This is a genomic window from Streptomyces sp. DT190, from assembly GCF_049846985.1.
Lineage (GTDB): Bacteria > Actinomycetota > Actinomycetes > Streptomycetales > Streptomycetaceae > Streptomyces.
The window spans coordinates 150,809-176,059 of the sequence record NZ_JBNCNM010000013.1 but is presented as its reverse complement, the minus strand read 5'-3'; the positions used below and the strand labels follow the sequence as shown (position 1 = coordinate 176,059).

General features: G+C 71.9%; 19 protein-coding genes and 3 pseudogenes. 9 read left to right on the top strand and 13 right to left on the bottom strand.

The genetic code is table 11. The annotated features are described in order from the left end of the window. Window positions 1-12: 12 nt before the first annotated feature. The 3 genes from ACPXCS_RS23230 to ACPXCS_RS23220 are packed head-to-tail and all read right to left on the bottom strand — an operon-like array spanning window position 13 to window position 3,226. Entirely contained in the window at window positions 13-1,020 is a 1,008-nt protein-coding gene (locus ACPXCS_RS23230; RefSeq protein WP_425948672.1) for a FecCD family ABC transporter permease, read from the bottom strand. After that, window positions 1,017-2,195, bottom strand: a complete 1,179-nt coding sequence (locus ACPXCS_RS23225; RefSeq protein WP_425948674.1) for a FecCD family ABC transporter permease — start codon at window positions 2,193-2,195, stop codon at window positions 1,017-1,019. The genes ACPXCS_RS23230 and ACPXCS_RS23225 overlap by 4 nt, the downstream gene beginning before the upstream one ends. Before the next feature lie 53 nt (window positions 2,196-2,248). Further along, a complete protein-coding gene (locus tag ACPXCS_RS23220) occupies window positions 2,249-3,226 on the bottom strand; it encodes an ABC transporter substrate-binding protein (RefSeq protein WP_425948675.1) in 978 nt (325 codons plus the stop codon). Between the two features lie 88 nt (window positions 3,227-3,314). Between ACPXCS_RS23220 and ACPXCS_RS23215 the strand changes: the two are divergent. The 3 genes and pseudogenes from ACPXCS_RS23215 to ACPXCS_RS23205 form a co-directional block, all read left to right on the top strand. Further along, window positions 3,315-4,508: pseudogene (locus ACPXCS_RS23215) on the top strand (YncE family protein). 376 nt (window positions 4,509-4,884) lie between these two features. Further along, complete coding sequence (locus ACPXCS_RS23210) at window positions 4,885-5,490, top strand: lytic polysaccharide monooxygenase auxiliary activity family 9 protein (RefSeq protein WP_425948677.1); 606 nt, start codon at window positions 4,885-4,887, stop codon at window positions 5,488-5,490. A 319-nt stretch (window positions 5,491-5,809) separates the two neighbouring features. Then, window positions 5,810-6,373 (top strand): annotated as a pseudogene (locus ACPXCS_RS23205) (phosphotransferase); the annotation flags it as partial. Window positions 6,374-6,438: 65 nt separating this feature from the next. Here ACPXCS_RS23205 and ACPXCS_RS23200 read toward each other — a convergent pair. From ACPXCS_RS23200 to ACPXCS_RS23180, 5 genes and pseudogenes are all read right to left on the bottom strand, one after another. Next, window positions 6,439-8,262 (bottom strand): caspase family protein, encoded by a 1,824-nt coding sequence (locus ACPXCS_RS23200; protein ID WP_425948679.1) that lies wholly within the window; start codon window positions 8,260-8,262, stop codon window positions 6,439-6,441. Continuing rightward, window positions 8,259-8,651, bottom strand: coding sequence for a hypothetical protein (locus ACPXCS_RS23195; protein WP_425948681.1), 393 nt, complete (start codon window positions 8,649-8,651; stop codon window positions 8,259-8,261). The genes ACPXCS_RS23200 and ACPXCS_RS23195 overlap by 4 nt, the downstream gene beginning before the upstream one ends. Before the next feature lie 151 nt (window positions 8,652-8,802). Then, entirely contained in the window at window positions 8,803-9,516 is a 714-nt protein-coding gene (locus ACPXCS_RS23190) for a DUF1326 domain-containing protein (protein ID WP_425948888.1), read from the bottom strand. A 117-nt stretch (window positions 9,517-9,633) separates the two neighbouring features. Then, window positions 9,634-9,933, bottom strand: a pseudogene (locus tag ACPXCS_RS23185) (DUF2182 domain-containing protein); the annotation flags it as partial. Window positions 9,934-9,969: 36 nt separating this feature from the next. Next, on the bottom strand, window positions 9,970-11,076 hold the full coding sequence (locus tag ACPXCS_RS23180) for an alpha/beta hydrolase family protein (RefSeq protein WP_425948682.1): 1,107 nt from the start codon (window positions 11,074-11,076) through the stop codon (window positions 9,970-9,972). A 103-nt stretch (window positions 11,077-11,179) separates the two neighbouring features. On the opposite strand from ACPXCS_RS23180, the gene ACPXCS_RS23175 reads away from it, so the two are divergent. The 4 genes from ACPXCS_RS23175 (at window position 11,180) to ACPXCS_RS23160 (ending at window position 14,610) form a co-directional block, all read left to right on the top strand. Continuing rightward, window positions 11,180-11,797 carry a GNAT family N-acetyltransferase gene (locus ACPXCS_RS23175; RefSeq protein ID WP_425948684.1) on the top strand — a complete coding sequence of 206 codons (618 nt, stop codon included), beginning with the start codon at window positions 11,180-11,182 and terminating at the stop codon, window positions 11,795-11,797. 110 nt (window positions 11,798-11,907) lie between these two features. Beyond that, window positions 11,908-12,765 (top strand): PaaX family transcriptional regulator C-terminal domain-containing protein, encoded by an 858-nt coding sequence (locus ACPXCS_RS23170; protein ID WP_425948890.1) that lies wholly within the window; start codon window positions 11,908-11,910, stop codon window positions 12,763-12,765. 254 nt (window positions 12,766-13,019) lie between these two features. After that, window positions 13,020-13,577 carry a DUF3291 domain-containing protein gene (locus ACPXCS_RS23165; protein WP_425948686.1) on the top strand — a complete coding sequence of 186 codons (558 nt, stop codon included), beginning with the start codon at window positions 13,020-13,022 and terminating at the stop codon, window positions 13,575-13,577. Between the two features lie 499 nt (window positions 13,578-14,076). Then, window positions 14,077-14,610: an EF-hand domain-containing protein gene (locus ACPXCS_RS23160; protein ID WP_425948688.1), complete on the top strand. Its 534-nt coding sequence runs from the start codon at window positions 14,077-14,079 to the stop codon at window positions 14,608-14,610. A 67-nt stretch (window positions 14,611-14,677) separates the two neighbouring features. On the opposite strand, the gene ACPXCS_RS23155 is transcribed toward ACPXCS_RS23160, so the two are convergent. The 4 genes from ACPXCS_RS23155 to ACPXCS_RS23140 all read right to left on the bottom strand — a co-directional run bounded on the left by ACPXCS_RS23155 (window position 14,678) and on the right by ACPXCS_RS23140 (window position 18,941). After that, on the bottom strand, window positions 14,678-15,583 hold the full coding sequence (locus tag ACPXCS_RS23155; RefSeq protein WP_425948689.1) for a class I SAM-dependent methyltransferase: 906 nt from the start codon (window positions 15,581-15,583) through the stop codon (window positions 14,678-14,680). Window positions 15,584-15,667: 84 nt separating this feature from the next. Then, a complete protein-coding gene (locus ACPXCS_RS23150) occupies window positions 15,668-16,774 on the bottom strand; it encodes an NAD(P)-dependent alcohol dehydrogenase (protein WP_425948691.1) in 1,107 nt (368 codons plus the stop codon). Continuing rightward, window positions 16,771-18,177 carry an aldehyde dehydrogenase family protein gene (locus tag ACPXCS_RS23145; RefSeq protein ID WP_425948692.1) on the bottom strand — a complete coding sequence of 469 codons (1,407 nt, stop codon included), beginning with the start codon at window positions 18,175-18,177 and terminating at the stop codon, window positions 16,771-16,773. Before ACPXCS_RS23145 ends, ACPXCS_RS23150 begins: the two co-directional genes overlap by 4 nt. 8 nt (window positions 18,178-18,185) lie before the next feature. After that, window positions 18,186-18,941 carry a (5-formylfuran-3-yl)methyl phosphate synthase gene (locus tag ACPXCS_RS23140; protein WP_425948694.1) on the bottom strand — a complete coding sequence of 252 codons (756 nt, stop codon included), beginning with the start codon at window positions 18,939-18,941 and terminating at the stop codon, window positions 18,186-18,188. A gap of 515 nt (window positions 18,942-19,456) precedes the next feature. Here ACPXCS_RS23140 and ACPXCS_RS23135 point away from each other — a divergent pair. Beyond that, window positions 19,457-20,782, top strand: a complete 1,326-nt coding sequence (locus ACPXCS_RS23135) for an alpha/beta fold hydrolase (RefSeq protein ID WP_425948696.1) — start codon at window positions 19,457-19,459, stop codon at window positions 20,780-20,782. Between the two features lie 136 nt (window positions 20,783-20,918). On the opposite strand, the gene ACPXCS_RS23130 is transcribed toward ACPXCS_RS23135, so the two are convergent. Further along, window positions 20,919-22,673, bottom strand: coding sequence for a lysyl oxidase family protein (locus tag ACPXCS_RS23130; protein WP_425948698.1), 1,755 nt, complete (start codon window positions 22,671-22,673; stop codon window positions 20,919-20,921). A gap of 289 nt (window positions 22,674-22,962) precedes the next feature. Between ACPXCS_RS23130 and ACPXCS_RS23125 the strand changes: the two genes are divergently transcribed. Further along, window positions 22,963-25,185, top strand: a complete 2,223-nt coding sequence (locus tag ACPXCS_RS23125; protein WP_425948700.1) for an ATP-binding protein — start codon at window positions 22,963-22,965, stop codon at window positions 25,183-25,185. The last annotated feature ends 66 nt before the right edge of the window (window positions 25,186-25,251 follow it).

Here is a 25,251-nt window from a genome sequence, read left to right as displayed (position 1 = left end):
CTCGATTCGACGTCAGAACGTACGGCTCGGCGTGCGGCGCACGACGACCAGCAGCAACGCGGCGCCGAGGCAGGCGGTGAGCGCCCCGACCGGCAGCGTGAGCCGTCCGGAGTCCAGCACCCCCGCCAGCAGCCGCGAGGACAGCTGCGCCGTCGCGTCCGCCCCGCACACCACCACCGCGCCCACCAGGGCGGCACCGGGCAGGCTCACCCGCAGGTCCGCGCCGAAGACGGCCACGGCCAGATGGGGAACGAGCAGTCCCACGAAGCCCAGCGCCCCGACGGCGGCCACCGCGCCCGCCGTCAGCGCCACCGCGCACAGCAGGGCCAGGGTCCGGGCCGGGCGGGCCGAGAGCCCGGCGGCCAGGGCGATGTCGTCCCCGCAGCGCAGCAGGGTCAACGGCCCGGCCAGCAACCAGGCCCCGGCCCCCCAGACGAGGGCCCACGGCCACAGCAGGTGCCAGTGCTGCCACACCCGGCCCTCCGTCGTGCCCACCAGCCACTGGACGACACTGCCGAGTTCGCCCGGCTCCACCAGGAGCACCATGGCGGTGAGTCCGCCCAGCACCGCCGACACCAGCACCCCGTGCACGGCGGTCTGCGCGGGGTCACCGCGCCCGCGGCCGGCGAGCAGCCACAGCAGTGCGGCTCCGGCACATCCGCCCGCGCACGCGGCGAGGACCACGGCCAGGGGCGAGTCCCACCCCGCCAGTCCCAGGGCGGTCGCGGTGACGGCTCCGAGTACCGCCCCGGGGGTCACGCCCGTCACCTCCGGGCCGGCGAGGGGATTGCGCAGAGCGGACTGCAGGACCAGCCCCGCCACGGCGAGACAGGCACCGGCGACGAGAGCCACCAGCAGCCTGGGCAGGCGCAGTTGGAACAGGATGTGGCGCTCCGTGGCGTCACCGCCGCCGTTCAGGACGTCCCAGGCCGCGCCCGGGGACATGCCGCGCCCGGCCACCAGCTCCACTCCGGCGCACACGACGGCCAGCACCGCGAGAACCGTGAATCGCCGGGTCACCGTCCACCCTCCGTTCCGGTCGCGCCGGAAGGGGGCGGGCCACCGTCGCGGAGCCCGCCGTACCCGGGCGCGTCCGCGCCGACGTCGTACGACGCCCCGGCGCGCAGGATGTCGTCCGCGGCACCGGGAGCCGCCTTCCCCGGTCCGGGCAGTGGCTCGCGCGCCACGGACGAGGCGGCCGGGCGGCGCCGGGACGCCCGGCCGCGACCACCCGACCGCATCAGCGCGACCCCGGCCGGCACGCCCAGCAGAGCCGTCCACGCACCGGCCGGCGTCTCCACGGGCGCCAGGGCCAGCCGGGCCGGAACATCGGCGACCATCACGACGGCCGCGCCCCAGGCGGCGGACCACGGAAGCCAGCGCACCGCCCCCGCCGCGGGGCCGAACCACCGGGCCAGGTGCGGGGCGAGGAAGCCCACCCACGCGACGGGACCGCACACGGCCGTCACCGGGGCGATCAGCACCACCGCGATGGCCAGTGCCGCAAGCCGGGCGCGCTGCGCACGCACCCCCAGCGCCTCGGCGTCCTCGTCACCCAGCCGCAGCACCGACAGCACCGGTGCGCACAGCACGAGCGCGGGGGCCGCGACGAGCAGCCACGGCCACAGACCCGCCACGTCGTCCCAGGTCCGGGCGGACAGGGAACCGAGCAGGTACCGGTAGATGAGCTGGAGGTCCAACTGGTCGGCCATGACCATCAGGACGAGCAGCGCGGCCTGCAGCGCGGCCGCCACCGCGGCGCCGGTCAGCAGCACCGCGGACGGGCCGCGGCCGAGCCCGGCGGCCAGGAGTGTGAGACCACCGCCGAGCGCGGCCCCGCCGATGGCGAGCATCGGCTGGACCGCGGCGGGCAGTGACAGGCTCAGCACCAGTGGCGCGGCGACCCCCAGGGCGGCACCGGACGACACGCCCAGCATCTCCGGCACCGCCAGGGGATTGCGCAGCGCCTCCTGGAGCACGAGCCCTGCCGCGCCCAGACAGGCTCCGGCGACGAGCGCCAGCACCAGCCGCGGCACGCGCAGTTCGGTGACGACGATCCCTGCGAGCGTGGTGTCCCCGTCCAGCACGGCGGCGGCCAGCCGGTGCGGTGGGACGTAGGGGGTGCCGAGGCTGAGCGCGCAGACCGAGGAGGCGACCAGCAGGACGGCCACCAGGAGCGGCTGCCCCCTGCGCACGCCCCGTGACGCCCGCTGTCCGCCCGACGCGACGGGTGCGGTCAGGAGCGCCCTCACCGCAGGGCGGCCGTGGCCTCGTCGAGGACGATGCCGAGTGAGCGGGTGCCGCGGCCCTTGGCCCACACCTCCGAGTTCACCTCGTGGACATCGCCGTTCTTCACCGCCGGGATCTTGCCCCAGAGGGGGTTCTCGGCCAGCTTCTCCGACAGCTTGCCGTCCGCGTCGCCGAAGCCCAGCGTCTCGACGAACAGCACGTCGACGTCCTGGGCGAGGATCTCTTCCAGGCTGTAACTGCCTTCGACGCCACGGGACTTCCACGGGTACTCGGCGATCCTCGGCAAGAGGCTGGCGGCCACGTCGGTCTCCGGGGTCGCGACGCCGAAGTTCTCGTCACTGCCGTAGATGATGAGAGCGGTCCTGTCGCTGGGAGCCTTCTCGGCGGCGGCGAGCTTGGTCCGGAAGGTCCGCTCGGCCTTCTCGCCCTCGGCGGTGCGTCCGGTGAGCGCGGCGAGGTCACGCAGGTACCCCACGCTGTCCTCCCACGTCTCGGGCTGCATGGCCCAGAACGTCGTGGCGCCCTTGAGCGCCGGGGCGAGCTTGCCGTGCGTGTCCCCCAGGCCGATCACCAGGTCGGGCTTGTGGGAGAGGATCGCCTCCACCTCCGGGGCGATGAATCCGCCGGGGATGACGTCGACCTCCTTGGCCTTCTCCTCCCCCAGGAAGTCCGGGTGGGCCAGCAACGCGCTGTTGGTGGCGGTCGGGACGATGCCCAGCTCGGTCAGGATGTCGTCACAGAGGGCGAACAGGCAGACGATCCGCTCGGGTTCCTTCTTCAGCGAGACCTTGACGCCGTTGGTGTCGGTCAACTCCGTGGACGCCTTGATGGGTTCGACGCCGACGTCCGTCTTCGCCGCCGGCCTGGCCTTGTCACTCGCGGGTTCTTCGGACGGCGAGCCGCAGCCGGCCAGAACGGAACCCACCACCGCGGCGGTGATCCAGCCACGGACGAATCTCGACGGTGCGCGCAGCATCGATGCCCTCGCTCTTTCTCGGATATCGGGAACGCACCGAAGATACATGATAATCGTTTTCATCAGACCCGGTTTCTGGAGGACCCCCATGCCCGCACCCGTTCTGCTCGTCTCCGACCATGTGGACGGATCGGTCCATGTGCTGACCGTGCCGGACGGGGAGGTCGTGGGACGCCTGACCGGCCGCCATCTCTCCGAGCACGCGGGGTTCCTGGCGCTGCCGGGCGGACGGGTGGCCTGCGTCGACGACCGCCGAGGGGAGCTGCTGGTACTCGATCCGTTCGCCGCGAAGCTGGTGGAACGCGCGGTCCCGGTCGCCGTGCCCGCCGAGCACCTCGCCTGTGACCCGTCCGGCCGCCGGCTGGCCGTCACCACGGGCCTGGGCGAGAACGCCGCACCGTGGTCGGAGCTGCTGACCGTCGTGGATCTGGCCACCGGGGACACGGCACGGGTCCGCACCCGCGTCGGCGAACCGGGCGTGACGGTGCTGGGCGGCGACGATCCGCTGGTCGTACTCCGGCACCGGGAGCCCGGGGAGCTGGCCGTCCACCGGTTCGCCGGCCTCCTCGCGGCTCCGCCCGGCTGCCCGCCGGTCACACCGCTCGCGGTGCTGCCCCTGCCGGACGACGGACACGGGGACGCGCTGGCCCCCGACACGGGAGAGGTGTTCGCGGCCACGGGCGAGGGTGTGCACCGGGCCCGCAGGAAGGGCGACGTACTCGTCCACGAGACCGTCGTCCCCTGGGGGTCGCCCGCCCGCGGCTGGTATCTCCGTCTCGACACCCGCCGACCGGCTCTGTGGAGCACGCTGCGCGGCGGCGACCCGGACCCGCTGCGCTGGCCGGAATGGACCAACCAGGCGTGGCGGCACGATCTGGGGACGGGCCGCACGCTCCGCACGGAACTCGGCCCCGGGCTCGTCTTCCGGCTGGCCTTCGCCCGGCGTCACACCGCCTTCACCCGCATCCACCCCGACGGCGACGAACTTGTCCTCCTGGGCACCGACGGCACCGTCCGCCGCGTTCCCCTGGCGGCCATGGCGGGCGCTCCGCGCCGCGACGGCACCCCCTAGGAAGGCGTCCAGCGCCGGGCGGTCGCCGCCTCACCGGGCTCCGACTGGATCGCCGTCAGCCGGGGCGGCCACGGCGAGGTGCACCTCGTCGACGCGGAGGCGGGGCACGAGGTGACCCGGCTGCGCCCGGGTACTCCGCTGCACCACGGCGGTCACATGACACTGCGCAGCCGCGACGACGGCGCCGACGGTGATCCCGTGGGCCGGTGACGGCGAGATCGGGCCGACGCCGTCCGGACGCCTGGGCCGGTCAGGACGGTCGGCCGGAGGAAGAGGCCCGCGAAGTGCACGGACAGCCGCTGGCGGGATGGCGGGATGTGCGTCGACGAGGCGCGCCCCCTGCCCGGCCGTGACGCTGAACCGGCCCCGCGTACTCTTCCGACCCGCGGCCCCCGAGAGATGCCAGCTCATCGCCCACCCCTGAAATCAACTTTGTTTGCTCCATTGACATTTCGTGCCGCAGTCGTACCGTTGGGAGCGCTCCCATGACAGCTTTGCACACTGGAAGGAGTCCCCCCACATGCGCAAACAGAGTCCGTTATCCGGGCGTTCGCGGTCCCTGCGCCGGCCTCTTCAGGCGCTCGTCATGGTGTTCGCCGCGGTGGTCGGTGCATTCGCCTGGTCGACCCCCGCCCAGGCACACGGCACCATCGTCAGCCCCGCCACCCGCGCGTACCAGTGCTGGAAGACCTGGGGCAGCAACCACACGAGCCCGGCCATGCAGACCGAAGACCCCATGTGTTACCAGGCGTTCCAAGCCAACTCCGACACCATGTGGAACTGGATGAGCGCCCTGCGCGACGGCCTCGGTGGCCAGTTCCAGGCGCGGACGCCCGACGGGACGCTCTGCAGCAACAACCTCTCGAGGAACGACAGCCTGAACAAGCCCGGGCCGTGGAAGACGACCAACGTCAGCAACAACTTCACGGTCCAGCTGCACGACCAGGCGTCCCACGGTGCCGACTACTTCCGGGTCTACGTGAGCAAGCAGGGCTTCAATCCCAAAACTCAGACGCTGGGTTGGGGCAACCTCGACTTCATCACGCAGACCGGACGCTACGCCCCGGCCCAGGACATCAGGTTCAACGTCAACACCTCCGGCTACACCGGACACCACATCCTGTTCGTGATCTGGCAGGCCTCGCACCTCGACCAGGCCTACATGTGGTGCAGCGACGTGAACTTCGGCTGAGCCGGAGCACAACGCCCGCGGCACCGGAGTCAGTCGGGCGCCGGTGATCCGACGCCCGGCCGACCGAGCTCCGTCGGAGCGGGGGAACCCTGGTGGTCGCCCTGCCCCGACGGGGCTCCTCAGGTGCCGTCGGCTCCGGCCGAGGAGCACGTCTGCTGCCGCGCCGAGCACGCCTCGGCGCGGCAGCCGTGCGTCGCGCATTCGGTCGACAGGCGCAGCCCGAACCATTGGGATGGCTGCGACTGCCCGTCATACGGCGCGGGCCGACCCTGGGAGCTGATCTTGGTAGCCGGGCGAAGCGCGGACATCCTCCCGACGATCGACCGTCGACGCCCTGGGCGACTCCTGCGGGGCCGCGGTCGAACTGACCCGGTTCCCGCTCGCCTTGCGGCGATTCACCCCTGAGGACGTCCCCGTGGAGAACACCGGGGAGGACCTCACCGGTCGGCCCCTGTCCGACCGGGACCGGGCGACCCGGGCCGCCATCGCCGCGGTGGACGGCGTGTTCGACGCGACAGCGATGACCGCACTCTGGAACGAGGCGCCCAGCGCGCCCGGATGGGACCGCTCTCCGGTGTGGTTTCACGGCGACTTCCACACCGGCAACCTGCTGACCTGCGGCGGCCGGCTCAGCGCCGTCATCGACTTCGGCGAGCCCGGCAGGGGCGACCCGGCCCGCGACCTGATGATCGCCTTCACCTTGATGTCGGCGACCAGCCGAGCCGCCTTCCGCGAGGCGCTCGGCGTGGACGACGCCACCTGGACGCGGGGCCGCGGCTGGGCCCCGGCCACCGGCCTGAACGCCTACACCACCTACGCCGCCGTCGACCCACGGGTCGCCGCGCAGACGTCCCGGCAGATCACCCAGGCCCTCCCCGGTTGACCAGGGCTGGGCAGGAATCGTCGTCCTGTGGGACCACGCCGGCTTCGTGGTCGGCGCCCGGGGAGTTACCAGGAGGGACTGCCCGCCAGGTAGGTGATGCCGGCGAGGACGGCCAGGATCAGTGCCGGTATGGCCAAGCCCTTCGCAAGGGAGGTGATGCTCCGCGTGCTGCCGGCCGCCTGCCGCGTGTAGCGCTCGTGCCGTTCCGCCAGATCATGCCGGGCCAACGCGCCGACGATCAGGGCCGCCCCGCCGGCGATCAGGCAGGCGATGAGCGGGGTGAGTGCTCCGTGGTCGCGGATGTTGTTCTCGATCTCACCGCCGACTCCAGCCGCACTGCGTTCCGTGATGGCCGCCACCGCCCTCTGGATGGTCATGGCAAGCATGGCCATCGCCGTGACGGCGAGCGCCAGGGCGGCCCCGGCGAGGGCGGGCGCGCGTCCGGACGTCGCAGGGCGGTGCGTCTGCTTCCGGTCTCCGGGGGGCGTGGGCGGCCTTGCGGGCGGGGGTGGCGGCGGAGTGGGCGTGGTCCCGATGACCACGGTGTCCTGCGCGCGACGCGCATCGTGAGCCGGTGCTGTCGCGTCGTTCGAGGCTTGTGGTGCGGGCCGGGCGCGCTCGGGTTCGTGGGCCGCCGCTACGATCGCCTCCACATGGATCACCGTCTCGTCGGCCACCCCTTTCAGCACGATGTCGCTGGACAGCTGCCCCTCGGTGGCGGTGTCGACGGAGACCTCCAGGCCGCTGCGCGTCGGATCCACGCGCAGCCAGGGCTCCGAGGGCTGGGCCACGCAGTGGCGGGCCAGCGGTGGGCCCTGCATGATCACGGACCGCTTCTGAGGAGTGGAGCCCTTCGGGACGCGGCCGAAGTCCAGGCAGTCCGGAGAGGGCGACAGATGGATCTCGCTCAGGGCGTCGGATGCCAGGACGGCGATCTCGTGGATGTCGTTGCGCGCGACCTCCTCCAGGTGCTGGCGCGCGCCTTCCGCCACGGGGAGTTTGGCGTCCTGGAGTCGCTTGTTCAGGACGAGCACGGCCCGTTGACGGGTGAGGACGTCGTCGCTCTGGAGGGCGGTCCGCAAGGAGGGCGGCGACGGGACGGTGGCGATCTTGATACGGCCGCGCCGGCTGTGCGCCAGATACAGCTCCCCCTGCAGTTCGGCGGCCTTCTTGGGGGTCTGATGAGGGTTCTGGTCCCGTACGTGCCTGTAGACGTAGTCGTACAGGTCGTCCAGGGACACGTTGCCGTCGTCGTCCATGTCGGCATCGCCGGTCTCCAGGCCTTCGACCACGGCGTGGGTGAACACCGAAGGCCGCGCACCGGAGTTCTCGGCCAGGTCGCTGCCTTCGAAGGCGTACTCCATGGAGTCGGAGGCGGTGATGACGGCCCAGCCCCGCCCGGTGACCGGCTCGTCCTTCGCGAAGGAGGCGAGGACGTTGACATCTCCGGAAGCGCGCACGGACGTCGACCCCTTGGAGAAGGCGCCGCCGTAGCAGCAGTCGAGGAAGAGCACGGTGCGGCCGGCCCGGGTGGTGGACATGCAGCTGCGGACGAACTGGGACGGGACAGCGGTGGCGGCCAGCAACGGGGGCTCGGTGTCGCTCGCGGCGAAGTACAGTTCGCCGGACTCGCTCTTGAGCCCGTGGCAGGAGAAGTGCAGCAGGAGGGTGTCGGTGCGCTCGCGGTCCTTGAAGAAGCCCTGGATGCGGCGGCGCATGAGGTCGGCCGAGGCGTTGTGCACGACCTCCACCTCGAAGTCGCCGATCTGCGGATCGTGCAGCACCCTCTCCAGGGAGGCGGCGTCCTGGAGAGGCGCGTTGAGCTTCTTCAGCCCTTGGTCGGTGTAGCGGTCGTTGGCGATGATCAGGGCGTGTCTGGTGTCCGTCATGGCTCGGCTCCGGCCGGGGAGTGGCGCTGGAGGAAGACCTTGAAGGCTTCCGCGACCTGGTCGTCGGTCGCCTCGGAGATCTCCAGGACGTCATCGCCCATCTGCAGGTGCAGCGACGGGCGTGTGTCATGGTGACGGCCGAGCCATGACCGGATCACGGTCACCACCTGGTTCAGGGCGGTTGCCGAGCTGCCCAGGGTCACCATCAGGGCACCGATCTGGGCGACGTCCACGGCGCGCGCTCCGGGTGGTGCCGGTCCGCCGGGCAGGGCCGTGACGTCGGCCACGTCGAGGTCGAGCAGTTCCTCACGCAGGTAGCCGGTCATTTCGGCGACGCGTTCGGCTTCCGCGTCCTGTTCGGTGAGGAGGATGCGCAGCTTGTTCTCCACCGGTCAGCCCCTTCGTCCGTGCTCTCGGGGCGGCGCAGAGTCGAGTGGTGGTGGGCTCCACGTCATCATCTTCAGTTTCTGCTGCTCACAACGGTGTGGCAAGTCGCCCACGAGACACCGAACGTGACGGTTCACCATTGAGGTTGCTCGTTCAACCAGCGCCGGGCCGACTGGGGCCGTCCCCCGTGTCCGGGCCCGGCACGCCGCGCCAGTCGGGCCCCGTCCGGTCGAAGGGGAAGTGCTTGCCCGACTTTCCCGAGCGGTCCCAGGAGAAGCCGAACGCGTCTGCGCGGTCCGCGGTGGCCCGACCCCAGGTGGCGACCTGGCCGGGTCCTACCTCGGCGCCCGGCGCGTTGTCCACCTGGACGCGTGCGCCCGGCGGAGCCGTCGGGCCGGTGAGCGCCTCGGCATGGGCCGTGACACGGCCGGGAATCTCGGCTCGCCACGTGGCGAGGTCGTCGTCGATCTCCACGCGGACCGGCGCGATGTCCATGCCTCGCATCCCGGGCCGGAACATCTCCCCGAACCGCGCCGGCCAACCGCCCGCCTCACCTCCGAAAACCGTCTGCAGCGCGGCGCGCTGCCGGTCGTCGGCACGTTCGTCGAGGAAGACCGCGGCACAGGCGTCGCTGTGCTCGCCGGCCCACACGTGGCCCGTGAAGGCACCCAGCATCAGGACGTTGAGACCGGCGAGGCGTACGTCGCCGTAGTTGCCCGCACGGATGTGCCAGACCAGTACGCCTTCGCAGTCACCGTATGTCGGAGGCTGCGCGAACGTGCAGGGGCACGGTATGGCGCACTTGCACACGTCGAACCAGCCGCCGGCCAGATGCCAGCGGGTGGTGGTGCCGAGCCGTTCCGTCATCTCGCTCCCCTCCCATCGAGCCCGAGGGAGCTTCTCCGGAGCGGCAGGACCGCACGTCCCGAGCCCGCACACGGATCGCGAGGCGGTCTGTCCCTTCCAGCTTGCCGCAGCGTTTCGCATGTCGTCCATCGCGGGAGCCGGTTCCTGCAACCCGGGCAGCAGCCCGTCCTGGAACAGCCAGCACGGCCAAGACGAGGAAGGCGATTCCGTGGACAGCAGCGGACGCCTGCTCCAGAGCTTCTCCACGAAGATCACCAGGGCCCGTCCGGCCATCGCCGCCAGGTTCATGACCCCGAGCGGCACGAGGATGACCATCAGCCCCGCGCAGCAGCCGACGCAGTGGACCCCGTGGTGGACGCCCACCCGCAGGTCACGGGCCGGCTGCCGGAACCCGGCGTAGTGCACGGGCTGGCCCATACGGGCGCCCTGGTGGTACTTCACCCGTGGGAGCGTTCATGAGGCGCTTTCCCCCGGCCCGTCCCCCAAGCCGGTCCGCCGCAGGAAGCGGGCCTGACCGTCGAGGAATCCCGCCGCGTACAGCTTCCGAGGTGCGAGGACGGCGGTCGCGGTCAGACGCAGCGGTGAGCGTTCGGTGTTGTGGTCCACCAATGAGTGGGTGGCATCGGAGTAGTGCTCGACGGTCAGCGTGGAGGCCGGAAGGATCTTGCGGTACACGGCCTCCGTCTCCGTGACGTCGACGTTCACGTCGTGGCCGGCCAGTACGAGCAGGACTCGGGTGTTCCTCATGGCGCGCAGATCGGCGACGGCGTCCGCGGTGTAGTTCTTCGCGATGAAGCGCCACCGGCCGGGCGTGACGTCACCCGTGTCACCGCTGTCATCCGCGTCACCGAGATCACCGGTCGCCGCGCGGTACTCCTCGTAGGACGCGCCTCGCCGCAGAAGGCGCAAGGTCGTCTCGCGACGGCGCATCGCCTGGTCGATGCGCCGCTGGTCGGCGCCTTCCCGGCGGAGTTCGGCGAGGAGGTTGTAGCGGCCCTGCCGGACCCAGTTGACGGCCGGCGACACGGCGATGACGAACTGAAGCCGCCGGTCCCTGGCGGCCACCTTCGGCAGGACCCAGCCGGCCTGGCTCGCTCCCCACACTCCGATGCGACGGCCGTCGATGTCGGGACGGCTGCGGGCCCAGGCGACGGCGGCGAGGGTTTCCGCGGCGCGGTCGTCCATGCTCTGTTCGAGCCAGTCGCCCTCCGATCCCGCGACACCCGGTTTGCTGAACGACAGCGAGGCGTACCCCGCTTGCGCGAACGACTCCCACAGGGGCCGGTAGAAGGTGTCGTGGGTCGCGTCGACGGGTCCGTCCCCGTGTACGAAGACCACCAGCCCGAACCGCCCCTCACCTGCCGGCGGGCGGGCCAGCACCCCCTCCAGGCGTTGACCGTGGTGCCGTAACACCACGCGCTCCTCCCGGAGGGCGTAGGTGTTCTGCCACACCGCGATCCCGCCGAGACAGCCCGCCACCAGCAGGGCGCCCGCCAGCATCCACAGCAGACAGCGCCGCCCCCGCCCCGCGCGGGTCCTCCCCCGTCGTCGTCCTGGCATCGACCGCTCCGATCTATCGACTCAAAAACGCTCGTATCGAGAATGAACGTCTTATGATTGATAGCACAAGGCGAGGCAGGACCGGCAGGAACGAGGAGTGAGCATGGACGCGGTGACATGCCGACGCGGTGTGCCCGAGGGAAGCGAGAAAGAGGTGGCCGCGCTGTACTGGGAGGCCTTCGGCCGCAAACTCGGCCCCGCCCTCAACCCCCCGGACACCGGGCAGGCCTTCATCGCGGCGCACGTGCGGCACGACCGAGGCGTCACCGCCCTCGTCGACGGCACGGTGGTCGGCGTGGCGGGCTACCAGCTCGGCGGGCGCGCCCTGACCGGCGGCACCGTGCGGGACGTCCTGTCCTCCTACGGCCTGTTCCGCGGCCTGCCCCGGCTCGCGGTCCTCGCCCTGTTCGAACGCACCCCGCGGGAGGGGGAACTCGTCATGGACGGCATCGCCGTGGACGCGCGCCACCGGGGCGTCGGGATCGGCAGCCTGTTGCTCGAGCAGGTCGCCGCCATCGCGGCGGAGAACGGCTGCCGTCGCATCCGTCTGGATGTCATCGACACCAACCCCCGTGCCCGCGCCCTGTACGAACGGCACGGCTTCGTCGCCCGGCACACCGAACAGACGCCCTACCTGCGCCGCCTGCTGGGGTTCGGCGCCGTGACGACCATGTACCGCCCCGTGTCGGAGGCGGACCGGGCAGGCGGGGGGCAGCGGTGACGGCCCCCGGCGCTCCCGCCTCCGGCTCCGGCTCCGGCTCCGGCTCCGGCTCCGGCTCCGGCTCCGGCTCCGGCACGGAACGCGCGCCCGGTCCGGAGGTCCCCACCCGGCTGCTCGTGCACGCGCTCGTGCGGGAGGACGGCACCGTGGACGCCGGTGAGCTGTACAGCGTCGCCGGCCTGCTGGGCATGACCGATCAACAGGTGAGGCTGTGCGTCAAACGCCTGGTGGCTGACGGTCGGTTCACCCAGGACGGCCGCGGGCGCAAGGCCGTACTGCGGGCCGTCGCCGACCCGACCGGCGCCCTCGCGCCGAACGTGGAGTACGTACGCCACGCCTACCGGCAGGACTCCGGGAACGCCCACTGGGACGGCGTCTGGCACCTGTTCGCCTTCGCCATCCCCGAATCCCGCCGCACCACCCGCGACGCCCTGCGCGACACCCTCCTCCACCTCGGCGCGGCACCCCTTCAGGGTGGCCTCTACGTCACCGCCAACCCGGTCACCGACGTCGTCGAGGCCCACGCCCGTCACCTGGGCGTCCTGGACTCCCTGACCTTTCTCACCAGCACCGACCTGCGCGTCGGCACCCTCACCGACCCCGTCGGCCTGGCGGCCGCACTGTGGCCGCTGAAGGAGATCGCCACCCGCTACGAACGGCTCACCGCCTTCGCGCGGCGGTGCCTGACCGAGCTGGACACCCTGGAGGGGGCCGGCGGCGCCGAGCATGCGACGGCCGGACGGCTGGCCATGGCCGTCCAGCTCGCAGCCGAGTTCACCCGGGCCATGGAGCCCGACCCGCTGCTCCCCCCGGAGTTGCTGCCGCAGCCATGGCCCGGCACCCGGGCTCGCCGTCTCACCGCCGACTGCTGGCAGCGCCTGCGCCGGACCGCCGGCGGCGGGCCGGAGAGCCCGCGCCTGTTCCGGCTCTACGGCGACACCCTCGGCGACCCGTCTGCGGAAACCTGACGATCGACCCAAGTCCGCGGACAGGACCCGAGACCGACGTGCCCCGCACCCGGACCAGTTCCCGTCCGTCCGCACCGGACGGCGATGGAACCGGCGCACCGCGGCCGGTACAGGAGGGCACGTGACCTGGGAAAACGCAACGTCGACAGGACTCGCCCGGGCGGCTACCTTCACCTGGTCCCCGGCAGTCCTCACGGTCGCACGGGGTCTTCCAGCCTGCTCCACGCCGGGCAACTCCGACCAGGGAGAGACGCGTGTCCCGACTTGCGCTGTACACCTTCGGCGTCCTGAAGAGGCCTCTCGCCGATCCCGCGCCCTCCACGCGGGAGTTCTACGAGATCGGCGGGGCCGTCTACCCGCAGATCAGTCAGCACCCCGGATACCTGGCGCACGCCGACGCGGCGGACGCCCGCCGGGGCGCGCTCTTCGAGGCGGATTGGGGTAGCTGGGGGGACTTCGCCGTACCGACCTGGTACGGCAAGGGCCGTACGGCGGAAACCACCGCCCTCGCCGCGACCCTCTCCCTCTGGACCGGTCTGCGCCCGGCCTTCGACGCCGTCCACACCGGTCTGCACCGCGCAGCGCTCGCCAGGCGCTACGAGTGGTTCGAGAGGACGGGACATCCGAGCCACGTGTGCTGGTGGCTCTCCGGCAGTGCGACCCCCGTCTGGCGGGACGGGGTCGCCCGGCTGGAACACCTCCACGGCCACGGCCCCACGCCACGCGCCTTCACCTTCCACGACGCGTTCGCCCCGGACGGAACTCCGGCCGGGGTCAGGGCAATCGAAGCGCGGACACCTCGGGATCCCTGACGCGCGGCAGCCGGGTGCATGAGCTGGAGCTGATCGCCCCGAGTCCTACCGCTCGGACCGCTTTTCGAAGTCACGTCGCACCGCGGCGCCCTGATCTTCGACCAACCCGCCCTCTTCGGGGAATTCCAGGACCGTGCCGCAGTGGCTGCACAACTTCCCGTTCTCAGCCGGCGTGCCGCACGCCTTGCAGAACCGGTTGCCCTTCTCACTGCCCGTTCGTTGCGTCATGACTCTCCGGAACACCTTGAGGTAGTGGGACCTGGTGCGGAGTACCCCTGACCACGCGACTGATTCGTAGGCCGCGTCCACCGCTCCAGCCCGAGCAGCGGTCACCGACTCGAATCCGACTTGTCACACTCGCTCGTCCCGCGGTCCTTTTGTCACCAGAATCGAAGATCGAGAACCTGCACCCTTTTTGTTGCGGTTCCATGGGACATGGCAGCTGCGCACGCTGATCGGGAAAGGCGCGTGCGCGGGTCACGAAAGACAGGGGACGGACATGCAAAGGGAAGCCGCCAAGCGGGTCGAGTTGGTCTTCTCCCTCTTCGACGTCAACGGGAACGGGGTCGTCGACTCCGGCGACTTCGACTTGATGTCGGACCGTGTTCTGGCGGCGGCGGCCGCGTCGGACGACAGAGCCAAGGCCGCCATGCACGCCGCGTTCCGCCGCTACTGGACGACGCTGGCCACCGAACTGGACGCCAATGGTGACGGTGTCATCACGCTGGACGAGTTCCGTCCGTTCGTGCTCGACCCCGAGCGTTTCGGGCCTGCCATCGCCGAGTTCGCCGAGGCGCTCGCCGCGCTCGGCGACCCCGACGGAGACGGCCTGATCGAACGCCCCCTGTTCGTGTCGCTGATGACGGCGATCGGCTTCGAGGAAGCGAACATTCACGCCCTCTTCGACGCCTTCGGTCCCGACACCGAGGACCGCATCACCGTGGCGACGTGGGCCGCCGGCATCAAGGACTACTACGCACCGGACCTGGCCGGGATCCCGGGCGACCGGTTGGTGGCTGCCCCGGCCGTCTGACCCGGCCCGTCAGCACGATCGATCGCCGGGCACTGGGGCGCCCCCGGGCTCGGAAGCACTGGCTGCCTCATGCCCGCGGTTTGTGTGCGAAGACCCACCGGTTCCCCTCCAGCGCGTCGTTCGGCTCGGGAAGGGGGCCGCGGCCGTGGCGGCGGGTGAAGTCGAAGGGGGTGTGGACCGAGGCGGACCAGCCCTGGGCCGTCAGGGTGTTCATCGAGTCGGGTCGTGGCCCCTTGTCGAAGAGATGGAGCAGGTCGATGCCGATCTGCTCGCGCGTCGCCGTGTAGATGGAGCTGTCGCGGTACGCCAGCAGGTCCTTCTCCCACTTGGCTTCGAAGGCGAGGGCGCTGCCTGCGGTGGTCAGCCTGTCCACCATGTCGAGGAGGTACGTCTCGGCCGGTCCCGGTAGATAGAAGAGGAGTCCCTCGGCCAGCCAGACGCTCGGCGCGGCGGGGTCGAAGCCGACGCCGGTCAGTGAGCCGACCCAGTCGGCACGCAGGTCGGCCGCCACGGGGACGCGCTCCGTCCTCGGGGTGGCCGACAGGTCGGTGAGCACCTGTCGCTTGAAGTCCAGTACGCCCGCCCGGTCGATCTCGAAGACCACGCAGCCGGACGGCCAGTCCAGCCGGAAGGCACGGGTGTCCAGCCCCGCGCCCAGCAGGACCACCTGCCGTGGGCCGGTCCGTACCGACCGGAGCAGGAAGTCGTCGAGGACCCTGGTGCGCAGGCCGAAATAGCGGGCGAACCGTCCCCACAGCGGGTTGGCGTCCCCGTCCGGGACCTGCTCGATGCGCACCGGCCAGTCCGCGCACGCCGGGGCGGCGCGCACGAAGTGTTCCGCGTAGGTGTCCTGGGCCAGGCGGTCGTGGCGGTGGGTCTCGATCGCCCGTGCCGCGGCGACCAGGAGGGCGGTCAGGCCCACCCCTTCGTCCACGCCTTCCACGTCCGTGTGGCGGGGCGCCGTGCCGGTCATGTCTCCTCCGTTGGCGGGAGTGGGGCCGCGAGCTGCCTGCTCGTCGGGTGCGGTGGGTGGTCCGCGGTGCTGTGTGTGCCGCGCTCACCGGCTCTTCACGCCGGGAAGCAGGACGGGTTTGACCACGCGGCCGGCGTCGCAGTCGCGTTCGGCCTCGTTGACGTCGGCCAGCGGGTAGGTGCGGATGAGCTGGTCGAAAGGGAAGCGTCCGGACTGCCAGAGCCGGATCAGCTGCGGGATCAGCAGTGCCGGGACGGCGTCCCCTTCGCAGATGTGGCGGATGCTGCGGCCCCGGTCGAGCGTGCCCGGTTCGAGCGCCAGCGCGGTGCGGAGCCGTGCCACCAGGCCGAGCGTGCCGGTGGGGCGCAGCGCCCGGAGGGCGTCGTTGATGAGCGGGGCGGAGGCCGTGGTGTCGAGCGCGTACTGCGCGCCGCCGTCGGTGAGGCGCCGGATCCGCTCCGCCAGTCCGGGCGCTGTGGCGGGCAGCGGGATCGCACCGAACCGTTCGGCCAGGGTCAGTCGTCGGGGGTGCAGGTCGACGGCCATGGTCGGTGCGCCGACGGCGGTCGCCGCCATCACCGCTGCCAGACCCACGGCTCCCGCGCCGAGGATGACGACGGGGTCGCCCGGGCCGGCGGCGAAGGTGTTGAGCACGGCACCGGCGCCGGTGAGAAAACCGCAACCGAGTGGTCCGAGCAGGTCGACGGGCAGCGCGGGGTCGACGCGGACGGTGTTGCGGGCCGGGACGAGCGCGTACTCGGCGAAGGAGGACTGGCCGAACCACCGGGGGGCGAGCGCTCCCCCGGCTGCGTCGGTCAGGCGCGGCGGGTCTTCCTCGCGTCCCCCGAAGAGATTGAGGGAGGCGAAGGAGTCGCAGTAGGCGGGGGCCGCGCCGCGGCAGTTGCGGCACTGCCCGCAGGAGTCGAAGCTGAGCACGACGTGATCACCTACGGCGATCGCGGTGTCCGGGCCGCCGCCCGTCCGCACCACCACTCCCGCTCCCTCGTGGCCGAGGACTGCGGGGAGCGGGCTGCCGCCGGCCGATCGCCGGACCGCGAGATCGGTCCGGCACATGCCGCAGCCGGCGATCTCGACCAGCACCTCGCCGACGGCGGGTTCCGCTCGCAGCTCCACCTCCTCGACGGTGAACGGGTCCTCGTAGGAGCGCAAAACCGCCGCCTGAAACCTCATCGCGTCTCCTGGGGGCGGTGGACGACGAACGGCCTGAGATTGCCGTACAGCCCCCACGGTCCGCCCGCGACGCCGAGGCCACTGTCCTTGATGCCCGCGAAGGGCTGGGCGAGGGACAGCTCGGCGTGGTGGTTGATCCAGGCCGTGCCGCATTCGAGCCGGTCGGCCACCGCCTCGGCCCGGTCGAGGTCGGTGCCCCACACGGAACCGCCCAGCCCGAAGTCGGTGCCGTTGGCGGCGTCGACGGCTTCGTCGAGGTTCCGGTACGGCAGCACCGGCAGGACCGGTCCGAACTGTTCGCCGGTCACCAGCGGGGCGTCGGGCGGGACGCCGGTGAGGATGGTGGGGGCGAAGAAGTAGCCCGGTCCCTCCAGTCGGTGACCACCGGCCGCAGCCTGGGCGCCTGCCGTCAAGGCCTGCCGTGTGACCTGCTCGACCCTGGCCAGCTGGGGTGCGTTGCTGACCGGGCCGATCCGGGTTTCCGGGTCGAGCCCGGACCCGACACGGACGGACTTCGCTCGCTCGGCAAGGGCTTCGACGACCTGGGCGTGGAGCCGGGCGGGGGCGTAGACGCGCTTGACCGCCATGCAGACCTGCCCGCAGTTGCGGAAGGCGGCCCAGAACAGCCGGTCCGCGATCCGGTCCACCTCGACGTCGTCCAGCAGGACGGCGGCGTCGTTGCCGCCCAGTTCCAGGGTGACCCGGGCGAGCGAGGCCGCCGCCGATTCGGCGACGGCCCGGCCGGTGGGTGCCGAGCCGGTGAAGGTGACGTGGCGGATGCCGGGATGGCGGACCAGCCGGGCGCCGAGCGGTTCACTGCCGGTGACGACGGTCAGCACGTCCTCGGGCAGTGCGTCGGCGAGGACGGCGGCGAGCAACCGGGTGGCCAGCGGGGTGTGGGGGGACGGTTTGAGGACCACGGTGTTGCCCGCCGCGAGCGCGGGGGCGAACTTGGCCGCCGCGAGCTGGAGGGGGAAGTTCCACGGCACGATCGCGGCGACGGGGCCGAGGGGTCGCCAGCGGATCTCGCTGTCCACGTCACGGCCGTCGGTGATCGGCCGGGTTCTCGGGGCCAGGCCGGCGAAGTAGCGCAGGCGTGCCGCCGTACGGGCGATCTCCGCGTGCGACTCGGCCAGGGGCTTGCCCTGTTCACGGGTGAGCAGCCGGGCGAGGTCGTCGTCGGCCGCCTCCACGGCGTCGGCCGCGGCGCGCAGCGCGGCAGCGCGGGCGGCGGGGTCGGCGCGCCAGCCGTGCCAGGCCCGGCGGGACCGCTCGACAACGGCTTCCAGTACGTGCGGTGGCTGGTCGGGGACCTCGTCGAAGACCTGCCCGGTGGCGGGATCGACGACGGTGAGGAGCGCGGCCCGGTGTCCGGGGGCGCGGTCGGGCTGCGAGTTCGGCATGCGCGCGGTCAGCTCGCCGCCGTGACGCCGGCCGCGTGCTCACGGGCGTGCCGGTCGATCTCCGCGCGGAAGGCGGCCACCAGGTGCGGCCGGATCCGTCCGGCGTTGCGGTCGCCGCCCTCACAGACCGCTCCGCGCACCCCGACGATGTCCGTGCCGATGCGGGTCAGCGGGCCGAGATCGCTCTGCCGGACACTCCCCGCGAGGGCGGCCAGCAGGCCGGCGGCGTGGGCGCGTCGGACGAACTCGGCGCAGGCGTCGGGCGCGACGTGGTCGAACAGCCGCGTCCCGTCCTTGATCGCGGTGTCGAGCATGGCGGCGTCGGCGCCGGAGCGGGCGGCGATGTCGGGCAGGGCGAGCGGGTTGACGCAGCCGATCCGGTGGGCGTCGGCGTAACCGGAGGCCACGACCAGTGCTTCGGGGCGGTGTTCCTTCACCGCCCGGACGACCGCGCGCATGACTGCGATGCCCTGGTCGGGCGTCGTGCACCCGTAGAGGCCGACCTTGATGTAGGTGGCGCCCGAGACGACCGCGCCGAGCGCGGCCTGCGCCACCGTGCCGGGCTTGTACGGGACGTCCCCCACGGTGGCGGACACCGGCTTGTCCGCCGGTACGGCGTCGCGGATCTCCCGGATGACCCAGGGGAAGTTAGCGCCGAGGGAGCCTTCGTCGGGCTTCTTGACGTCGACGATGTCGAGATGCTCCGCCGCCTTCGCGCAGTCGAGAGCCTCCTCGACGCCGTCCGGGGAGATGAGAAGTAACACGGTGAGCTCCTTCCGCGGCCTGTCCGCCCGGTCGGGAGGGCGTGGGACCGCCGGTCGCCTGGGTCATGAGCGGTGCCCGCCCATCATGGGGGTCACGCAGAGGAATCGGTAAGGCGCACAGAGTGCCCACGGGGTGCTCACGCCTGTGCTTGGTGCGCCGTACGGAGCGCTGGAGCAGCCTCCATCGGCACTGTTGCGCCCCAGCGGCACTGTTTACGCCCATGCGGCAGGCGAGCACCTGCATCGCCCGGCAAGCCCCGGACCGGCGGTCCGCACCAGGCGCCGCTCGCGCGGCGGGCGGCTTAGACGCCGTCGCTATATTACCGAACCGTAACCTACCGAAGGCTACCCCGGGTAACACCCTCACGGTTACGGTCCTGACACTTCGTCCAACAACGGTGCGGGGCAGCAGCCGGACGACCGCGGCCCCGTGCCGCAGACCCCTGCCTCACGAGCCGTTCATCGCCCGAGCCGCAGCCGAGGGCTCGGCCTCCCCACCGCCTCGGAGATCCCCCATGCCCTCTTCCGCACGTCTGCTGACCGCGGCCGTCACGACCGCCACCTGCCTGTGCGCCACGGTCCTGCCCGCCGCCGCAGCACCGCGGTCCGACGCCGTGGTCTCGCGCGGTGTCACCATCCCGGCGTTCTACACCCCGCCCGCCCACCTGCCGGCGGCGAACGGCACGGTGATACGCAGCGAACCGCTGCCCCTCGCACTGAGCCTGCCCGGCCTCACCGGACCGCTGCCCGGCACCGCCACCCGCCTGATGTACAAGTCGACCGACTCCAGCGGTGGTCCGGTGGCCGTCACCGGCGCCTACATCGAACCGACGGTCACCTGGAGGGGCAGCGGAGCACGCCCCCTGGTCGTCGTGGCGCCCGGCACCATGGGTCAGGGCGACCAGTGCGCCGCGTCCCTCGGCCTTGAGCACCCCCTGCTGGTCAACGGCCAGACCCTGTCGGTGGGTTACGAGAACCTGGCCGTCTACCGCCTGCTGGCCCGGGGTATCGCCGTGGTCGTCACCGACTACGCGGGACTCGGAGCCACGGACCGGCTGCACACCTACGTCAACCGCGTGGACGAGGGGCACGCGGTCCTCGACGCCGTCCGTGCCGCGCGCTCCCTGAGCGGCACCTCGGTCACCCCGGCCTCGCGCGTGGCGCTGTTCGGCTACAGCCAGGGCGGCGGCGCCACCGCGGCCGCAGCCGAACTGCAGCCTTCTTACGCACCCGACATCACCCTCGCCGGCACCTCGGCGGGCGCCCCGCCCGCCGACCTGATCGAGGTCACCAAGTCCATCGACGGCAGCGAACTGGCCGGCGCCCTGGGCTGGTCGGTCAACGGTTTCCTGCAGTCCGACCCCGCGTTGGAGCCGATCGCCAACGCCCATCTGAACACGGCGGGCAAGGCGGCGCTGAAGGATCTGTCGACCATGTGCGTGGGTGACGCGCTGCTGGCGTACAACGGGGCGCGCAGCACCAAGTGGACCGTCGACGGGCGCTCCCTCGCCGACATCGTCAACGCGGAACCGACACTGAAGGGCTTCCTGGACGACCAGCGCATCGGCACCATGAAGCCCGCCTCCCCCGTGCGGGTGGCCACCGGCACCAGCGACAACCTCGTACCCCACGCGCAGGCGCGCCGGCTCGCGGCCGACTGGTGCGCCAAGGGCGCCGACGTGACCTACAAGCCCGTCGTCCTGCCCAGTCTGGGCAGCGCCCTCATCAATCACTTCACGCCGCTGCTCACCGACCAGGGGGACGCCATCGGCTGGCTGACCGACCGTCTCAACGGCAAGCAGGCCACCTCCGACTGCGCGAGCCTGCCGCTCCGGCCCTGAGGTCGTACGGTGCCGGCCGGCACGCGGCGCCCGAGTCATGTCCGAACTGATGCGTCCTCGGAGGATGCCGCCCGAGGCCGGACGTCCCCGCCCTGGTCTCGGGGCGGGGACAGGGCCTTTCAGCCGGATGGCGGGGTCAGTTGGCGTTCACCAGATCGTGCGCCGGCACGGTGACCGTCCGCTTGCCGGGCTCGCCGCCGAGCACGATCTTCCGCAGGGCACTGTTGTTGTCGAGGTTGGTTTCCTTCAGGCGCTTCTCGGGGTTGGCCAGCACCTGGATGTAGTAGGTGCCGTTGGGTACGTCGGTGATGTCGAACGACTGGCCCGGCAGGTCCTGGGTGTACGTGTCGCCGGATCCGACGTCGAGCACCTCACGGACGGAGATCGAGTTCTCCTGGCCGCAGGCGGTGGCGAGGTCCGTGTTGTACGGGCGCCAGTTGGCGTTCTTCACCGTGTAGTCGATCGCGTCCGTGTTGGCCAGGCAGAAGGCCTCCTTGCCGCTGCGCACGGCTTCCTTCTTGTCGGCCTTCAGCAGCCGGTAACTGGCGAAGTCGGTGAAGTGCCAGTGCACGTGCCCGGGGCGCGGGTCCCACTCCATGGTGCCGGTCGGGGTGTAGCCGACCTGCTTGCCCTTGGCGTCGTAGAAGTACTGGAAGGCGTCCATCTTGGCCTTGCCGGGCGAGCGGAACCCGTCCACCACGAGCTGGGCCGGGCCGGCGTTCCAGACGTTGGCGCTGAACGCCAGGTAGTCCTTGCCCGGGATGTCCTTGTAGCCGTCGCTGACGGTGATGCCGTAGGCGGGCAGGGAACGCAGATCCGGCTTGGGGACGTCCGGGACGGAGGCCTTGCCGGTGGGCCGCTTCGACAGCGGCTTCAGAGCGGGCGCCTGACGCGAGCCGTCGGTCCGGCCTGCGGCGTCCTCGGCTTGCGGCGACTGTGCGGATTTCTGCTGCTTCTTCAGTGCCCACGGCAGGGCCGGCGGGGCGGCCTTCAGCGGACCGTGGCCCACGTTGTACGAGGGACCGGCACCGCTCGTCACCGGAGCGGCGGCCTCGGCGGGGGTCGGGGCGTGGCCCGGCCCGTGACCGGCGTGCGCGGCCGGCGCGTGGTGGCCGGCAGCGTGCCCGGCGTGCTCGCCCACCTTGGCGGAGCGGGGCACCGCCGCGGTGGAACGCCCGTCGTCCTCGCTGCGTTCCACCACGGTCACCTTGACCGTGGCCGGCTTGTCGGCGATCCCGAACAGGTCGCGGTACTTCTTCGCGACACCGACCTTGGCTGTGTACGTACCGGCCGGCAGCTCCGCCGGCTCGGTGTAGGAGCCCGCGTAGGTGTTGGCCGCCCAGCCCTTCTGGATGCCCCACACGGAGCCGAGGGTGAAGGGGTTGGGAGGGCAGCTCTCCGGATACTTGGAGGTGGAGGGCGCGTCGGGCCGCACGCGGCCGCTGGCGTTGTTGGGGCAGAAGCTCTCGCTACGGGTGAGGACCTTCTTGCCGGCCTTGTCGGTGAGGGTGATCTCCGCGAAGCCGGGCAGCCCCGAGAAGTCCTTCACCGTGCCCGTGGGCAGCTTCTTCGCCTTGGCCTTGCCGCCCTCGTACACGGTCTGGGTGACAGCCACCGGATCCTTGTAGGACTTCCGGGTCACCTTGAGCTCCAGCGGGGTCCCCTCGGCGACGAGGTAGGTGCCGAGGTCCAGGTACACCCCCGGCTCCTCCTTCCAGGAGGTGAGCGTCACCGACGTGGTCGCCGCCACGAGGCTCAGCTTGGGGCCCGCCGCGGCCTTCGCCGGCTCCTGCGCCGCGGCCACGATGCCGGCCGTAACGGCTGTCACGGCGACGGCCGTGGTGCCGGCGAGCAGCGTTCGCCGCAGCCGAGCGGTGCGTTTTCTGGTCATGGGTTCCTCGTTCTCCGGTGCTGTGAGAAGGGAGCATGCGGCGCGGCGCGTCCGCGAGGTCCGCGCCCGGGGCCGTCACGTGAGAGGCGGTCGCTCCGCCCGCGCTGTCAGAGGAACGGACCGGTCGCGTGGTTGCCGGGCGGGAGGAAAGGGGGGCGAGTGTTGGCCGAATAACGCCGTCGTGACGCGATCCGGCCCCCGCGCCGCTCCCCCACCACCCGGTCCATGGCGGTGTCGGGTGCTCACCCACTCGGATGGCACATCGCCCGGGTCGCCGATCATTGAGGGCATGACTCGCTTCCCTACCGGTGAGGCCCGGGGCGGCGCCGCGACCGGCCACAGGTCCGTGCCCCGCCAACTGCCCTACGCCGTGCCCGACTTCACGGGCAGGGCACGGGAGCGCGCACAGGCGCGGGAGGTCCTGAGCGGTCCCGGCCACGCCTTGATGCCAATCGTCGCCGTCACCGGCATGGGAGGAGTGGGCAAGACCGCCCTGGCCGTACGTTGTGCGCACGACGTCGTCGTGCGGTACCCGGACGGCCAGTTGTACGCCGATCTCGCGGGTGGCGGGGACGTTTCGGCGGACAGTGGCCTGGTCCTCGTATCCTTCCTGCGCGCGCTGGGCCGGCCGGACGAGCGCATTCCGCACGATCACGACGGTCGTGTCGCCCTCTACCGGGCGCTCACCGCCCACCGCCGCCTGCTCGTCGTCCTCGACAATGCCCGTGACGCCGCACAGGTGCTGCCCCTGCTGCCCACGGCGGCCACCTGCGCCGTACTGATCACCAGCCGTGCCGGACTCGGAGACGTCCCGGCCACCCATCGGATCGCCCTCACCACTCTCCGGCCGGACGAGGCCGTCGACATGCTCCTGCGGGTGTCCGGCCGTGCCGAGGCACCGGACGGGCCGGACGCCACGGACCTGAGCGGCATCGCGGCCGCCTGCGGGCACCTGCCGCTGGCGTTGCGAATCGTGGGCTCCCAGCTGGCCGCCCGCCCCGGCTGGGAACCGGCCCAGCTCGCCCGGCAGTTGCAGGAGCCGGCCCGTCGGCTGAGGCACCTGAAGGCGGGCGAGGCGTCCCTGCAAGCGGTGTTCTCCCTCGCCTACGGGCGCCTGTCAGCGGCCGCGCGCCGAGCCCTGCACCTGCTGTCGCTGACCACCACCGGCATCGTCGATCCGTGGGCCGCGGCGGCGCTGCTCGACCGGCGGGCGGAGGACATCGACGGAATACTGCGCGATCTCGCCGACGCCGGTCTGCTGGAGCGTCCGGCCCGGCAGCGGTACCGGATCCACGATCTCGTACGCCTCTTCGCCCGCAGTCAACGACCCGCGCAGATGTCCCGCGAGGACCGCGACGCGGCGCTCGGCCGGTTGCTCGACTTCTACCTCGCGGGCACGGCGCAGGCCTATCCGCACGTCCTCCCGGGCCACTCCGTCCCCTCGCTGCTGTCCTCCGCGGACAGCGCCCGGGACACGCCCGGGCCGTCGGACGGGCCGGGACACGGACCGGCTGTCCCCCGTAGCGCCGGCCCCCGGCTCGCCGACGCCGGCGACGCCCTCGCCTGGGGCTCCGACGTCACCGACGACGCGCTGGCCGCCCTGCTGCTCACCGCCTCCTCCCACACCGTCCGGGCGGCCTGTCTCCTGTTGCGGCTGGACGTCTTCCTGGAGAACGTGCACCGCTGGCAGGAGGTGATCCTCGTCGCCGAGGCCCTTGTCGACGCGGCCGTCGCACAGGCCGACCCGGCGTGCGAGGGCAGGGCACGCTACGCCCTGGGCCACGCGCTCGCCGAGACGGGGCACACGACGGAGGCGGAGGAGCAGATCAACCTCGCCGCAGACCTGTGCGGGCACAGCGGGGACCGGCTCACCCTGGCCTACGCCCAGAACGTCCGCGGCTACCTCACCTTCGCCCGGCAGGACGCTCACGGAAGCCGGGAGAGCCTGGAGGAGGCGGTGCGCACGGCGGCCGGCCTGGACGAGGACAGCTGGGCGCTGGTCTCCGTGATCGAGGGCAACCTCATCCAGGTGCGTGTCGGGTCGGGGGACGTGGACGAGGACCTGCTGCGCGCCGCCGAACGGCAGGTGGAGCTGAACCGTGCCGAAGGGCACACGCACAACGAGGCGTGGGCGTGCAACCGGCTCGGCCAGGTGCTCCATCTGCTGGGGCGGGATGACCGGGCCCTCGCCGCCTACAGCCGTGTGCTGGTCCTCCTGCGGGACGCGGAGCACCATCAGGCGGTGGCGCGCACGCACACGGGCATGGCCCAGGCGCATCTGGTCCGTGGAAGCCTCGATGACGCCGCGGACCATGCCCGGACGGCTGTCCGCCTCTGCCGGGAGCACGGCCACCGGCGGCCCCTGATCGCCGCGCTGCGGGTCCTGGGCGACGTCGATGACCGGCTCGGCCGGCCGGCTCAGGCACGGGACGCATGGCGTGAGGCGAGCGGCCTCGCCTCACGCATGGGGCTGGCCGAACCGGAGCTGGAAGCCCGCCTCGGCCGGCCCTGAAGTCCGGCTCCGCCTGGGTACCGCTCTTGGTCCAGCGTCGCAGGTCGAGCGGACTGGCCGCGGCCC

Coding starts and splice junctions, on each gene's coding strand:
- ACPXCS_RS23150 (WP_425948691.1), bottom strand. CDS start 16,774: ATGAGGTTTCAGGCGGCGGTTTTGCGCTCCTACGAGGACCCGTTCACC.
- ACPXCS_RS23160 (WP_425948688.1), top strand. CDS start 14,077: ATGCAAAGGGAAGCCGCCAAGCGGGTCGAGTTGGTCTTCTCCCTCTTC.
- ACPXCS_RS23130 (WP_425948698.1), bottom strand. CDS start 22,673: ATGACCAGAAAACGCACCGCTCGGCTGCGGCGAACGCTGCTCGCCGGC.
- ACPXCS_RS23210 (WP_425948677.1), top strand. CDS start 4,885: ATGGTGTTCGCCGCGGTGGTCGGTGCATTCGCCTGGTCGACCCCCGCC.
- ACPXCS_RS23145 (WP_425948692.1), bottom strand. CDS start 18,177: ATGCCGAACTCGCAGCCCGACCGCGCCCCCGGACACCGGGCCGCGCTC.
- ACPXCS_RS23135 (WP_425948696.1), top strand. CDS start 19,457: ATGCCCTCTTCCGCACGTCTGCTGACCGCGGCCGTCACGACCGCCACC.
- ACPXCS_RS23180 (WP_425948682.1), bottom strand. CDS start 11,076: ATGCCAGGACGACGACGGGGGAGGACCCGCGCGGGGCGGGGGCGGCGC.
- ACPXCS_RS23190 (WP_425948888.1), bottom strand. CDS start 9,516: ATGACGGAACGGCTCGGCACCACCACCCGCTGGCATCTGGCCGGCGGC.
- ACPXCS_RS23155 (WP_425948689.1), bottom strand. CDS start 15,583: ATGACCGGCACGGCGCCCCGCCACACGGACGTGGAAGGCGTGGACGAA.
- ACPXCS_RS23200 (WP_425948679.1), bottom strand. CDS start 8,262: ATGACGGACACCAGACACGCCCTGATCATCGCCAACGACCGCTACACC.
- ACPXCS_RS23175 (WP_425948684.1), top strand. CDS start 11,180: ATGGACGCGGTGACATGCCGACGCGGTGTGCCCGAGGGAAGCGAGAAA.
- ACPXCS_RS23125 (WP_425948700.1), top strand. CDS start 22,963: ATGACTCGCTTCCCTACCGGTGAGGCCCGGGGCGGCGCCGCGACCGGC.
- ACPXCS_RS23220 (WP_425948675.1), bottom strand. CDS start 3,226: ATGCTGCGCGCACCGTCGAGATTCGTCCGTGGCTGGATCACCGCCGCG.